Source organism: Rhizobium sp. NFR07 (assembly GCF_900111905.1).
Classification (GTDB): domain Bacteria; phylum Pseudomonadota; class Alphaproteobacteria; order Rhizobiales; family Rhizobiaceae; genus Neorhizobium.
In genome coordinates, this window is record NZ_FOKM01000028.1 from 1 (window position 1) to 12857 (window position 12857).

General features: G+C 55.9%; 12 protein-coding genes. 5 read left to right on the forward strand and 7 right to left on the reverse strand.

From position 1 onward, the window contains the following. Window positions 1-350: hypothetical protein (locus BM216_RS34520; protein ID WP_210217100.1), on the forward strand; the 350-nt coding region annotated here is incomplete at its 5' end. Window positions 351-578: 228 nt separating this feature from the next. Here BM216_RS34520 and BM216_RS32415 read toward each other — a convergent pair. The 4 genes from BM216_RS32415 to BM216_RS33885 form a co-directional block, all read right to left on the reverse strand. Continuing rightward, window positions 579-941 carry a hypothetical protein gene (locus BM216_RS32415; RefSeq protein ID WP_093002733.1) on the reverse strand — a complete coding sequence of 121 codons (363 nt, stop codon included), beginning with the start codon at window positions 939-941 and terminating at the stop codon, window positions 579-581. Window positions 942-1053: 112 nt separating this feature from the next. Beyond that, entirely contained in the window at window positions 1054-2598 is a 1545-nt protein-coding gene (locus BM216_RS32420) for an IS66 family transposase (RefSeq protein ID WP_093002731.1), read from the reverse strand. A gap of 68 nt (window positions 2599-2666) precedes the next feature. Continuing rightward, window positions 2667-3020 (reverse strand): IS66 family insertion sequence element accessory protein TnpB, encoded by a 354-nt coding sequence (gene tnpB, locus BM216_RS33880; RefSeq protein ID WP_143102878.1) that lies wholly within the window; start codon window positions 3018-3020, stop codon window positions 2667-2669. After that, window positions 3017-3403, reverse strand: a complete 387-nt coding sequence (locus tag BM216_RS33885; protein WP_143102877.1) for an IS66-like element accessory protein TnpA — start codon at window positions 3401-3403, stop codon at window positions 3017-3019. Before BM216_RS33885 ends, tnpB begins: the two co-directional genes overlap by 4 nt. An 845-nt stretch (window positions 3404-4248) precedes the next feature. Here BM216_RS33885 and BM216_RS33890 point away from each other — a divergent pair. Next, window positions 4249-4464: a hypothetical protein gene (locus BM216_RS33890; protein WP_143102940.1), complete on the forward strand. Its 216-nt coding sequence runs from the start codon at window positions 4249-4251 to the stop codon at window positions 4462-4464. Between the two features lie 135 nt (window positions 4465-4599). On the opposite strand, the gene BM216_RS32430 is transcribed toward BM216_RS33890, so the two are convergent. Continuing rightward, the gene (locus BM216_RS32430) at window positions 4600-5307 is read right to left on the reverse strand and encodes a LuxR family transcriptional regulator (protein WP_093004401.1); all 708 of its coding nucleotides are present in this window, start codon (window positions 5305-5307) and stop codon (window positions 4600-4602) included. A gap of 112 nt (window positions 5308-5419) precedes the next feature. Between BM216_RS32430 and BM216_RS32435 the strand changes: the two genes are divergently transcribed. Continuing rightward, a complete protein-coding gene (locus tag BM216_RS32435; protein WP_093004403.1) occupies window positions 5420-7030 on the forward strand; it encodes a putative bifunctional diguanylate cyclase/phosphodiesterase in 1611 nt (536 codons plus the stop codon). An 18-nt stretch (window positions 7031-7048) separates the two neighbouring features. After that, a complete protein-coding gene (locus tag BM216_RS32440; protein ID WP_093004405.1) occupies window positions 7049-7495 on the forward strand; it encodes a BLUF domain-containing protein in 447 nt (148 codons plus the stop codon). 83 nt (window positions 7496-7578) lie between these two features. Here BM216_RS32440 and BM216_RS32445 read toward each other — a convergent pair whose 3' ends face one another. Then, a complete protein-coding gene (locus tag BM216_RS32445; protein ID WP_093004461.1) occupies window positions 7579-7821 on the reverse strand; it encodes a DUF6894 family protein in 243 nt (80 codons plus the stop codon). A 131-nt stretch (window positions 7822-7952) separates the two neighbouring features. Between BM216_RS32445 and BM216_RS32450 the strand changes: the two genes are divergently transcribed. Further along, window positions 7953-8642 carry a Crp/Fnr family transcriptional regulator gene (locus BM216_RS32450; protein ID WP_093004407.1) on the forward strand — a complete coding sequence of 230 codons (690 nt, stop codon included), beginning with the start codon at window positions 7953-7955 and terminating at the stop codon, window positions 8640-8642. A 3018-nt stretch (window positions 8643-11660) separates the two neighbouring features. On the opposite strand, the gene BM216_RS32475 is transcribed toward BM216_RS32450, so the two are convergent. After that, entirely contained in the window at window positions 11661-12308 is a 648-nt protein-coding gene (locus tag BM216_RS32475) for a BA14K family protein (protein ID WP_093004415.1), read from the reverse strand. Window positions 12309-12857 lie beyond the last annotated feature (549 nt).

The following is a 12857-nucleotide window of genomic DNA, read 5'->3' on the forward strand; positions in this document are numbered from 1 at the left end:
ACGGCTCGCGGTGTTGCTATGTCACGCAGAAGAGGCTTTCGATGTCAGAGGCTGATGAAGACCAGGAGTTCGCCAGATGCTTCGCTGAAGGGCGACGAGCAGGGCGGATTGGTTTGTCGCCGATCGCAAATCCATACATGCAAGCTGACGCGATCTGTTTAGCCGCTTGGGTTGAAGGGCATGCCTCAGTCGATATGATAAGCCTATCAGGTGCGGATCGCGCGGCTATATTCGATGAAGGATCGATCGCAGGGCAAACAGGCGAGCCCGCAACATCATGCCCATATCTTGACGATGAGGAACCAGAGCGAATGGAGATATGGTTATTAGGGTATGCTCCAAATGTCTAATTAGCCCATCCTGAGTTTTGCCGTGCGCATTTGCCAAGGGCACGAATGGACGACCATATCGCGTTTCCCCCGCGACTTAGAGCAGTCATGCCGGTACATGAAAGGTAAGCGCTGTCTCCCCGCTACCTTGACCCATTTGAAGTAGCTCGTTTCCAGCGCTACCGCTGAGACAGAGATGCTTAGAATTCGCCTACAGCTACTCCGTAGTGAATTGCTTCAAATGGTGGCTCACTTTCCGGACACATTGATTTTTCGTTCGGTATCAGGAGTGCTGATCCAATCACGCCAAGTTCGATAGGTAATCTCGCCTGACGCAATTCCTTCAATGATATCACGACACAGGCGCTCCTGTAGAGCGGAGCGAGTTAAGCCGCTCTTTTGCCGAAGCTCCTTTAGTCCAGCTTCGCTCAGCTCCAGAAAACCAGTTTTGGGGCAGCCCTTGATCATCTCGTCATGCGTGGATGGAAGCTGCCGAATTATGGATGCGCTGTATTCGAATGTTTCGGCGTTCAAGGGCTGCGGATTGCCTTGTGCGACAGCGTGACCAGTGATCGTGAGATAGGCAATCAGAAACAAGCGCCCAGTATTCATCTATGATCCCCAGCAGCGTTGAAGCGATTGCGAGCAGATTACGTCGCCGCGATGCTGTCAAGTTGGGATGGTGAAATTCGATGTCACGAGCGAATTGGCTCGATAGCAGACTTCAGCCTTGTGCTGGCTGCGGATAATTCCACGGCATCAGCACGTCAATCTGACTCTGCCTGTGCCCATTGACGATGGTGCTGAGCGTGGCGGACAGGTAGGCGAACGGATCGACAGCGTTGAGCTTGCAGGTTTCGATGAGCGAGGCGATGGTCGCCCAGTTCTCGGCTCCTGCATCGTGTCCGGCGAAGAGCGTATTCTTCCTGTTCAAGGCAATCGGCCTGATTGTTCTTTCGACTGTGTTGTTGTCGATCTCAATGCGGCCGTCGCTGAGAAATAGGCAGAGTCCGTTCCAGTATTTGTCGATGTAGGCAAGAGCCTCACCGAGCGGCGACTTGCCAGCGACACGGGCGCGATGATGCGTCAGCCAAGTTCGCATGTCCGCAATCAATGGCGATGATCGTTCTTGCCGCCCGGCGAGGCGAGCTTCTGCGGAGAGCCCGCGTAGTTCGGTCTCTATCCGATAGAGTTCGCCTATCCGCCGTACGCCGTCCTCTGCAATTGGTGCCGATCCGCTGCGCGTGATCTCGACCAGCTTGCGACGAGCATGGGCCCAACAATAGGCAAGCCGGATATCCGGTCCAACGCGATCCGGTGCGATCAGGCGATTATATCCGGCATATCCATCGACTTGGAGGATGCCTGCGAACCCTTGCAATATCCGCTCGGCATATAGACCACTGCGACCGGGTGCGTAGGTAAGGGCAACACCGGGCGGCGCACCGCCGCGCCACGGTCGGTCATCACGAGCCAAGGCCCAGAAGTATCCGGTCTTGGTCTTCCGGGAGCCAGGATCGAGGACCGGCGCACGTGTCTCGTCCATGAACAGCTTCGTCGACCGCTTCAGGTCGGCGATAAGAGCGTCGAAGACCGGGCGGAGTTCGAATCCTGCCCGGCCAACCCAGTCGGCAAGAGTGGATCGATCAAGATCGATGCCCTGTCGACTCATGATCTGAGCCTGCCGATAGAGCGGCAGGTGATCGGCATATTTGGACACCAACACATGCGCGATGGTCGCCTCGGTCGGCAGTCCAGCGTGGATCAATCGTGCAGGCGCTGGAGCCTGGGAAACGCCATCGGTGCAAGCACGGCAGGCATATTTGGGACGACGAGTGACGATGACGCGGAACTGCGCCGGGATGACATCCAGTCGCTCGGACACGTCCTCCCCGATGCAATGCAAGCCGCCACCACAGGTGCAGATCAAGCTTTCCGGCTCGATCACCTCTTCGACACGAGGAAGGTGCGCGGGAAGAGAGCCCCGATTGGCGGCGCGTGGTTTGGGTTGCGGTTTGCCCGGAGCACTGTCGGCCTCGTCTTCGGCATGAATCGCCGCAATGGCCGTTTCCAAGTCTTCCAGTGCAAGATCGAACTGCTCAGGGTCAGTCTTCTCGGATTTACGACCGAAGGCTGCCTGCTTAAAAGCAGCGACCAGTTTCTCCAGCCGCTCGATCCGCTCATCCTTGCGGGCTTCACGCGCCTGCGACGCAACCAGCATCGCCTTCAGGGCATCGATATCGTCTGGAAGATCGACCGCATCCAACATACTGGAAGTTTATCAAATTGGGCGGCGTCTCGCTGTCGGAATTTACGAACCGAGTCATCGTGACGCACCTACTCGATTGCCGTTGGCGCTCTTACCTCAACAGAACGGACCCGCCGCCAGTCGAGCCCCGCAAATAGCGCCTCAAACTGGGCATGGCCTAAGGTCATCAGACCGTCCCGGATGTCTGGCCAAGTGAACGTGTGCTCCTCCAGTCGTTTGTAGGCCATCACCAGACCGCTGCCATCCCAGTAGATCAGCTTCAATCGGTCCGCCTTGCGTGATCGGAATACGAAGACCGTCCCCGTAAATGGGTCCTTGTGCAGCTCGTTCTTGACCAGTGCGGCCAAGCCGTCGTGACCCTTGCGAAAATCGACAGGCTTGGTCGCCACCATGATCCGAACCCGGTTCGACGGAAAGATCATGCCGGAACCGCACAAGCCCGCGCAACGGCGGCGATCCGGGAGGCGGACGCGCCTTCCTCCAAGCGGATGGTGACAGCGCCGACAATGATCTCGGGACGGCTGGCTTTCTTGATGGGCGGCTCCACAACTGGTGGATCGACGACAACCGCCGCGAACTCCACCGCATCCTCGGGTGCTGGCAGAACCAGCTTGCCCTGCCGTGCCATCGTTCGCCAAGTCGACAGGTGGTTCGGCTTCAGCCCATATCGCTCAGCTACTTCATTCACCAACGCTCCGGGCCGTAGGCTTTCCGAAACGATCTGCGCCTTGATCTCGTCCGGCCAGTGCCGATGCTGCTCACGCCCAGACTTTCTGGTCGTGAGAAACTCCAATGTACTCTCCATGGAGAAACTCCAGTTGCTCGTCCGTGGAAAGGCGATCACAGATCACGGCGGCGAGGACAACGTGGGAGCGGAACACCGCTTACCATGAAAGAGCCGGCAACCATAGTAAGGGGCTTGCCGTTACCTGTGCGTTGGAAACCAATATGGCGGTGCGTTGGGACGAGTTGCCGTTTAGAGGGTCAGTGCGTTCACTGCCATTAAAACTGGCAGACAAGACGCAGCGATAGCCGCGGCCCACGTCACCAATATTTTCGCGATGTAAATCCGGCGAGCTTTCGTCGCATTCCACTCGTAATACACGCCATTTCTCCACGGAACTCTGGCATTACATCAACCATTGCTAATCCGCGATGTGAAGTAGCATGGTGGCAACAGTGGCGTATATTTTGCCAAATGGACGCCATTCCGTTGCGAACTCGCAAACTCATAAGGGACCGTCCCCATGCGGATCGAAGAGTGCTCCATCAATGAAATTCTATCAGAAATCGGCCAGGTTTCTCCGCGTGTGAGCGGGAGTACGGCTGCACTGATTGCGGCGCAACTGGGTCTCGCAATAGCAAGGATGGCTTTTCTTGTATCGGCTCGCCACGGTGCCGACACACAGCTTGAGGTGACGCTCTTGGCGTCGCTGGCACATGACATAAAAAAAGCTGCCGATCGCGATCGAGCGTTCGCGAGAGCGTTCCCGCTCCCGCTCCCAACGTATATACGGCCGCGGGCCTTGCCTCTCGGGCCCAGGCCTTCAGACCGAAACGCAGAATGGCTGCGCCGAGCCGACATTCCTCCTCGAGGCGGTAAGGGATGCTTGCAAAGTAGTGATTGTCGAACGCACCCCAGAGACGTCGATGAGTGTCCGCAAATGCGAGGCAGTCCACGTCCTTTCCAAGGAGAACTTCATCGGCATATGGTTTTCCCATATCCGGTTGATTGGCGGTTCCACGAGCCGTTTGTTCGAAGAACTCGGCAAAAGCGCACAGTCGTGGTGCCCGGCGCCATTGGTTTATGATTTCGCTGTTCATCACAACCTCTCTCTAATGGAAGCTGCAGGATTGCCGCTGTGATCCAGCCTGAAACGTTGACGCACCAAAGCTGCTCGACAGAGCGAGGATCCAGTTCGTCGTGCAACCACGCAACCTGTCGATTCAGTGAGGCTTGTGCTCTGAGGACAATCCGGTCTTTCTTCTATCGACGGCGTCTCAAATGTCGATGATCTCAAGTGCGGTGGCTCGCGCCACAGCCTGTGAAACCGTCCTGGCAAGAAGCTTTTGTTTCGCCGAATGGACGTATTGCCGGACAGCGCTCTCTGAGATTTGCAAATCGCCAGCAATCTGTTTGAAGAGAAGACCCTCCCCGAGAAGGGTAAGGCATTGACGCTCACGCCGAGAAAGAGCCTTGGGGCTGTTCGACGACCGAAGACCCGAGAGAGCGACATAGCGTTCATGGAAATGGCGGCCGAATGCGAAGAGGGCATCTTCACATAGTGCGCATTGCCGCCGCCATTCGCGCATGGAGAGATTCGACGTCACCGAGAGAAGGCTGCGTTCGCCATCCGCCGCTCGGATTGGTACCGTCAGTCCATATCGGCCAACTCCAAAGGATCGTGCCTCGTCGAAAAATTTCCGAATGGTGACCCGACGATCACCAACCAAGGACCAATGGAATGGGAAAAAAGACCTCCGTGCCTCCTCGATGATTGGGTCTATCTCGAAGTAGTTGCGCCGCACGTAAATCTCCGTCCATCCCGCCGGATAGGTTGTAACGAAAGGCGGGGTCGCTTCTTCCCGGATACCCACCCTGGCCAACAAAAACGTCAGGTGCGCGAGCCGGAACGCTTCGCGTGCCCTATGCGTGTCGATCTCCAGCTCCTGCATTACAGGCCGGCAATCAAAAGCCGGATGCTCCATCTTTATTTCTCGCTAACCGTGTCAGAAGAAACCCTCACCTTTTACGGGCTTCTAGTCTCGGCAGGTAAGGATCGCCAATTATCGTGGAGCGGACTCAAACCCGCAGGCTGCCATGAATGCCACAATGTACCTATCGCAAAAGCCCGAAGCGACCGCAGCTGACATTCTCAGTTATGAACAGATCCTGGACGTTCTGCCGCATCCCATTTTGTTGGTACGGTTCGACGGGGTCATAATCTATGCCAATCAGGCCAGCCAGGCCATGTTGGAAGCAGTCGTAGGGAAAGATGTATATCAGCTGTTCCCAAGCTTTTCACCGAGGATTGTCACTGATGCTGATCACTCGACGCATTTAATAGTGTCGAAAGACGGTAGAAGCTTCGAGGCCACTCCTGAGTTCGTAAGTGATGGAATAATCCTCCTAGATCTACGGCGTCTCTTGAACGGCCCGGTTGGCACCGCGTCGAGGGATCGGGACGAACTAACAGGCCTTATGAACCGCCAGGCGCTGTTGTCGCGTATGTCCCGCACCCTTGGTCAAGGAGGGGCTTGTCGCCCAATTGCCGTCCACTGCCTTGATCTTGACCGTTTCAAGATGGTCAACGACACACTTGGGCACGTGGTAGGCGACCTGCTTCTGAAGAAGGTGGCTGGCCGGCTGCAATCCGCTTGCGGCGGCGGTGACGCCATTGCGCGCATCGGCGGAGATGAATTCGTTATACTGCAGCATGACGTAACTGACGAGGCGACGGCAGCGAAGTTGGCCTCGCGGATCGTCGATATTGTTGGCCGTACCTATGTCATACATAGCCATACCATCAACATAGGCGTTAGCGTCGGGGTAGCTATCGAAACCGAAGCGTCGCAGGCATGCAATCTCCTTCGTAACGGAGAGCTGGCTTTGTCCGAGGCGAAAACGGACCGTGGTCGTTACTGCATTTTTCAGCCGGGCATGGATACCTGTCTCATCCAACGTCGGGAAATCGAAGTCGACCTTCGACGAGCCGTGGCCTTGAAACAGTTCAAGCTGAACTACCAGCCGTTCGTGGATGTGTTGACGAACGAAGTGGCCGGTTTCGAGGCTCTTCTTCGCTGGGAGCATCCTGCCAAGGGCTTTATCCCTCCCCTTACTTTCATTCCGGTCGCGGAAGAAACAGGTCTCATCACGAAGATTGGGGACTGGGTGATGCGAACAGCCTGTGAGGAAGCCGTCTCCTGGCCGGGCGAGGTGATCGTTGCGGTCAACGTATCGCCTCTTCAATTCCGTGCCCACACCCTCCTTCAAACAGTTGCATCCGCTCTAGAACGATCAGGATTGCCCGCCCACCGTCTGGAAATTGAAATAACCGAGGGCGCCCTTCTCGACGACACAGAGAAGGTGGTGCAGACATTGAATGCCCTGCGTGATCTCGGGGTGAAGATCTCGATGGATGACTTCGGTACCGGATATTCGTCCCTTAGTTATTTGCAGAAATTCCCCTTCGACAAGATCAAGATCGATCGCTCTTTTGTTGCTGTTGATTCCGAAGATAGCGCCGCAATCCTCAAATCTATCGCCACGTTAGGCAACAGCCTCGGCATGGCAATCACGGCCGAAGGCGTTGAGACGACCGAGCAACTCGCCCGTGTCCGCTCAGAGCGTTGCACCCATGTGCAAGGCTACCTTACGGGTCGGCCGATGGGGGCCAATCAGATCCCTTCGTTTTTCACGCAACTCGGCTGAGAGAAGGAAGTTTGAAAAATGAAGAACAGCATGTTCCGGCTCGCTTATTATAGCCACAATCATCTCCCAGATGACGCCGCGACGTTCGCCGTGAGCATTCAAGAGCTCCTGGAAAAGAGCCGGGCAAACAACCTACGTGATGGGATCACAGGTGCCCTTCTTTTTAACAAGGGATGTTTTGCGCAAGTGCTGGAGGGCTCGCTCGACAAGGTCGAAGCCGCCTTCGAAAGGATCCAGCAAGACGAGAGACATGGTGACGTGTCGCTACTTGCGCTCGACCCCATTGAACAGCGGTCATTTCCGAATTGGGCGATGGGTTTCATCGGTAAATCACAGAAATGTGCAGAACGCTTCTCCACAATCGGGACCTTGAGCGGATTCGACCCCACGGCGCTGAACGGCGGCGAGATCCAGTCCCTGCTGAGAGACCTGGCACTGGAGGAAGAGACTGCCTACCAATCGTAGTCTCCATAGGAACAGGCAGATAGGCTGCGATGTCATGCAGCAAGCCGATGAATTCGGGTGGGTGAAAACTTCTACTTTGAAGCTCACAGGGAGGATAATCGCATTGCGTCCTTGAAAAGCACTCGCTCGACGATGACGCCGTTATCATCTGTTATCTCAAAGCTTTGACCGTCGATCACTTCGTTATTCAAAAGCCTCTGCGCGAGGAGCTCGCGTGCCGAGCGGAGAGCTTCATCCTTGGCAAGGTCGATGTTTTCGAATTCCGCGCCCTCTGTATCTTTGGTCAAATTGGCGCCATCGCGGATATGAAAAAAGTACCGGCTCATTTTCACCTCTCGTTGTCGGTATGAGATGAACATCCAAGAACGTAAAACGTTTCCCCCCATGAGAACTAATTGCTGGTTGTCATGTTTCGTACCTTGGCGCCTGAGAAGGAACAGAGATTTGGGAGTAACGCATGTCCTGGACAGCAAACAAAATTCTGTCGCGTTTATCCAGCGAAGATCGCGCGATTGTCGCACCTCATCTTGAATCCGTCGAGCTAAAGCAGAGACAGATCCTTTTCAGGGCCAATGAAAAGGTCGAATATGTGTATTTTTTTGAAAGCGGACTGTCATCGGAAATCGCTGGGAAGAAAGGAGCAGAGATTGAAGTCGGCTGCGTCGGGCGTGAGGGATTCTCTGCAGTCCCGGTCGCTCTTGGTATGGACAGCACGCCGCACCACGCGTTTATGCAGCAGGGTGGAATCGCGATGCGTATCGGCGCCGCAGAACTCCGCGAGGCTTCCAATCGGAGCTCTTCGCTCCGCACGCTTTTACTGAGTTATGCACACGTGTTCATGATCCAGGTAGCTTCCACGGCGCTTGCTGATGCGCGTTATCAGGTCGATCAACGACTGGCGAGATGGCTATTGATGTGCCAGGATCGTATCGGTGACGAACTCCCGCTGACACACGATTTCCTTGCTTTAATGCTTGGAGTGAGGCGGCCCTCCGTCACTGAAGCGCTCCACCGTCTGGAAGGTGGCTACGCAATACGAGCCGATAGAGTTCTTATCACAATCAGGAACCGGAGCGTCCTCGAAGAAGTCGCGGGCGACTGTTATGGTGTGCCGGAAGCAGAATACAGACGGCTCATCGGCGATTAGGGGAAGGCAGCCTATTTGCCGAAGCCCGCAATCTTTGACCGGGAGGACCCGCCAAAGCGCTGACGGGCGTGTCCCGAGATCGGTCACACTGGCAAAACGACGCGACTACGCCTGAAGTTGAGTGCGGCACGCCTAAAGTAACATCAAAGGATGCGCAATGGGACGACGATGCGTACAATCGAAGACGCTTTATACGTAGCAGGCCAGTGGCGACGCGTCGTCTGAGGCTGACTTTTTCACATGGGATGTGCCCGAAAGTATTCTCTACGCTGATGGTGCACTGGCTGATCTTTTTGGGCTTGATCCGACGATCGCGTCACAGGGATTGCCGATCGAGTCTTATCTTGAGCGTGTTCATCCAGAAGATAAGCCGCGACTGGCCAAGACAATCCGCGATAGCATAATTCCCGATCGCCCGCATTAGGAGACGTACCGCGTCATGGACTCGGATGGCGATTACATCTTCGTCATCGGCTTTGGCAGAGGTTTCAGGAGCAAAGTCGGAGAAATCATTCGCTATGTCGGGATCGTTGTACCCATCCACACTCGGGCATCGCCTGCCCATGTGCACTAAATGCGCTCAAACGGTATTTATCTGATCGATTGACGCGCTCTGTTCTGTCTCTTGCTGTTCGACAGCCTCCAGACTTACCAGAATTCTCCGAATTCCAGAATGGTCTGTCGTATAATCAATATTTTGAGCTTCCCTACGCGTTGAGACAAGCTGGTCCTGACGCAATCTCGCAAGATGTTGCAAGAGCCCGACTGACTGGGGCCAACTTTGTTGGCCAGTTCACCAACTCGAGCCCCACGCTCGGAAATGATCTGCATTATCCGGAGCCGCTTTTGATTGACGAGGGCCGAAGCAGTTTCGCGTGATGTGCAAGTGCGTCTGTGAGGACATAGAGATCGCCTTGATCGGATCAAGGAATTCATCTCATAGCCGACCTGACCAATTAAAAAAGGGCGTGTTTGAGGCAGCCTGATTTTAGGCCCCAGACTTAGCCTTCCATGCGCGGGCTAACGGTTGGAGCGCAGGGTTCAAGAATGTTCCCATATCAATGGTCCTACCTGGAACATTAATTCTGTTATCGCGTTAGGTGCTTCGCGGGAACGGGGGCGGCACGGAATGGATATCTATGAAGCTGGCATGACGGTCTTCCACGATTGTGTGACCAAAGCTGTCTTCATAGAGTTTCGAGGCCCACTTCACTGTCTCGTCGGGCCGTTCACAAACAGCTCAGCAGGAATAACGGCGGGAGAACAGAAATGCCGCGATCTCGATTGGGCACCACGGCCGCGCAAGGCAATATCGTGATCGTCAGAATCCGACGCGGACTGTTCGCTTCTCTGCCAGCCGATTACATTTCAGCGACAGCTGTCGTGATTGGCGGCATTTGGCTTACATTCATAACCCGCTAGTGCGATGCTTACGATGCGCAATTTGCTTGGACAATGTCCTGCAGGAGTAAGCTAAGCCAGGGGTCGACGTTGCTACTCTGGCCCTGGATCGCATGTGACGTAACCCCGCACTTCGCGTTTGCTGGTTTGCGGGCCGCTGCTACCGCCGACCTTTGAAATAGTGATCTATAAGATTGGCCACCCGATTGCTCTCGAGTGTGTTCACCGCAATCCCGACGAGTGCAGGTCAAACCCAAAGGTCGAAACGCGACGAGGCGATGGTTTCGAGAGCGCGGCTGCGAATTTGGAACGATGGTCCCAGCGCGCGGTTTCACGTTGGCAACACTTGGAGGATCACGATGTTATTGCCGCCGAAAGCGCGCCGATCACGGCAGAGACAAGATATCCGCATTCTTGTTCTGTCCTGCGGGCTGCTTGTAACGATCGCGTCCGCGAGCGGTCAGTCGCCCCCGTCGAGACAGAGCTTGGAAGAAGAAATGGGATGCGGTTCCAGCAGCGCGGAGCCTGCAACACAGCCTCAAAAAAACCCCGCCGCGGGCACCGCCCCTGGCAACACAGGGTCGACTGGTTGGACGGGCGGCACTGGCGGCAATTATCTCGGCACCAACCCGCAGGGCGCATTGCCCGAATCGAGAACTTGGCAGCCACCGACTGCCCGAGGATTGGATTTGATGTCGAAACAACCTGGTTGCTAAGGCCAAGTGCTTCCGGTCGAATGGTTGACGAAAACGACCTCCCCGGGGCGGTTCGAATGTAGACGTTGGTCGCAGAATTTCGAGTTCGGGACCGGCCGCGTCGCGCCGCCCGGAGCATCCGCGCACGACGTCCCCGACGGTGACGATAGATCAGCGTCTGGACACATTCATGGGGCTTGAATGAAATTGAAAACCGCGGATGCATCTGGAAAATTCACCTTTTGCGAAACTTTTCGTGGCATCGAAATGCCCGGAGGTACCAAAATGGTCTGGAGCATAGTTTATCTCATTTCTGTCAGCGGAATGTTGTCGGTCGGGTTGAGGGCCGGGGCCGTCGTCGCCGTTCTCTTCGCCCTACTTGGGTCAGCTGTCGGGCCAGTCGTCGCCGCGTCTCTAGGCGCGACCGAGACTGGGATGTGGCTTGCTCTTGTCGCGATCCCCGTGGTGCTTTCGCTTTGGATGCTGGCTGCAGCCATGGTAGACCGCGCGGCGCGTCGAGCTTACTAGACAGGCTTCCAACCAAGCTCAGAATGCTGCTGGTTGCCGGATTGGAACACACACGCTTGATAAGCCATCAGCCTTACGCTTACGCCGCGCGGCATTGCACTCCACCCAGCCACGCAAGGATTGAACGTGCCCGCTCCTGCCGCTTTATGCATACTCCTGCACTGTTTCGCTCCCCTCACCGAAATCGTGCTCATGTCGAAAGCCGAGAGACGTCGGATCTCGTCAAACTTACCGGTTCGGTCAAATCTCGCCCTTTACTAATCAATCTTGCAGCGAGCGGAGAGCAAAGGGATTGATCGCTTGGGCGAACAACATGAGCGCTCAATATCGGCCTTGCAGCTGAGCAATCGCTGAAGGTCCCTGCTTCGTTTCTGACCGAGAGACGGACAAACGCTCAGAATTGGGCGATCGAGACCCCAGGAACACTTGTTGCGATATTATTGGCCGACTGCGAACCTGGGCCAGGACACTGCCTCCTCCCGCCTGAGGAGGGCAGGTAAGTGTTGTCTTCGGCGCGATACGAGCGGTAGCGCTCACTGCACCACTTGGCGATAGCATCGCCTCGGCCTGCAATGACTGCCCGGTTGCGTTCGACAGATGCTGCCGCCTCGAACGGCGCAGCGCAGACCTGGCGAGGCCCTCCGTCAAAGGGCTGGTAGGTATTGTCATCCGGATTATAGGAGCGATACCGTGCGCTGCACCATTTTTGCAGCGATGCGATCTGCAGCTGATCTGTCACGTCACCTGAATGCACCTGCGGCTTTTCGATTGGCGATGAGCCGCTTATCGACAGGCTCACGCGGCGCGCCGGCTCAACGTCGGCTACCAGTGTAGTGTTGCCAAGAGCGGAGGGAAGCCTTTCATACGCCTGCGTTGTGGGGTCAACCCGTTCAACCTGCGAGCTCCAAAGCGGGGTCGTATCGAGTTTCGAAACGGATCGGCGGGCGTCCTGTTGCGAAAGGTCTGAGGCGACCTGTAGGCCGCCTGAACCGACGGGGATCAGACATAAGACGAGAAATAGACTGGTAAACAGTTCGCGCATGCGGGCAGTAACCTGATGACTTTGCCCGAGAAAATGCAAAAACACACCGTTGGTTCCCTAGGCGAAAACCGCGTGATCCCTATCGACATGTTGCGCCTTGCTATGGAGAAAACAGACGGTTGGAGGAACGACTGTTCTTCGAACTCAATCGAAGGCTTGCCAGGACATGCCTGATCGTGAGTGGTCCGAGAAGCTGGCGACGCCTTAAGGTCTCGACCCATCCGACGGGTTAGCTGAAGCTGCGAGATTCTCTGGCTGGCCCTGGGCCGACGCCGACACGGTGGATGATGTCCGGGGATCCGTCGCCGGTCGGATGAGATAGCTCGCCGCGATCGTGGCGACCAAGGCGGCCGTCCCAAGGGGATTTTCGATTTGCTCGACCGGGTTTGATCGCGCATTTAATCACCCTAGACCCCTCGTTCAAAGCGAGCCCGGGCTCGATCCACACTGATGACGGTTAACGCAGGAGATAGCGGTTGGAGGATGAAGAGATAGTGGCGGACGGGAAAAGGTGTTCGCCTGGCGCTTCGTTGTCCGCATGGAGAAATC

What these genes read in the sequence shown, in the direction of transcription:
- BM216_RS32420 (WP_093002731.1), bottom strand. Translation starts at nt 2,598, where the DNA reads ATGTTGGATGCGGTCGATCTTCCAGACGATATCGATGCCCTGAAGGCG.
- BM216_RS32445 (WP_093004461.1), bottom strand. Translation starts at nt 7,821, where the DNA reads ATGAGCCGGTACTTTTTTCATATCCGCGATGGCGCCAATTTGACCAAA.
- BM216_RS33885 (WP_143102877.1), bottom strand. Translation starts at nt 3,403, where the DNA reads ATGGAGAGTACATTGGAGTTTCTCACGACCAGAAAGTCTGGGCGTGAG.
- BM216_RS32415 (WP_093002733.1), bottom strand. Translation starts at nt 941, where the DNA reads ATGAATACTGGGCGCTTGTTTCTGATTGCCTATCTCACGATCACTGGT.
- tnpB (WP_143102878.1), bottom strand. Translation starts at nt 3,020, where the DNA reads ATGATCTTTCCGTCGAACCGGGTTCGGATCATGGTGGCGACCAAGCCT.
- BM216_RS32435 (WP_093004403.1), top strand. Translation starts at nt 5,420, where the DNA reads ATGAATGCCACAATGTACCTATCGCAAAAGCCCGAAGCGACCGCAGCT.
- BM216_RS32430 (WP_093004401.1), bottom strand. Translation starts at nt 5,307, where the DNA reads ATGGAGCATCCGGCTTTTGATTGCCGGCCTGTAATGCAGGAGCTGGAG.
- BM216_RS32440 (WP_093004405.1), top strand. Translation starts at nt 7,049, where the DNA reads ATGAAGAACAGCATGTTCCGGCTCGCTTATTATAGCCACAATCATCTC.
- BM216_RS33890 (WP_143102940.1), top strand. Translation starts at nt 4,249, where the DNA reads ATGAGTGTCCGCAAATGCGAGGCAGTCCACGTCCTTTCCAAGGAGAAC.
- BM216_RS32450 (WP_093004407.1), top strand. Translation starts at nt 7,953, where the DNA reads ATGTCCTGGACAGCAAACAAAATTCTGTCGCGTTTATCCAGCGAAGAT.
- BM216_RS32475 (WP_093004415.1), bottom strand. Translation starts at nt 12,308, where the DNA reads ATGCGCGAACTGTTTACCAGTCTATTTCTCGTCTTATGTCTGATCCCC.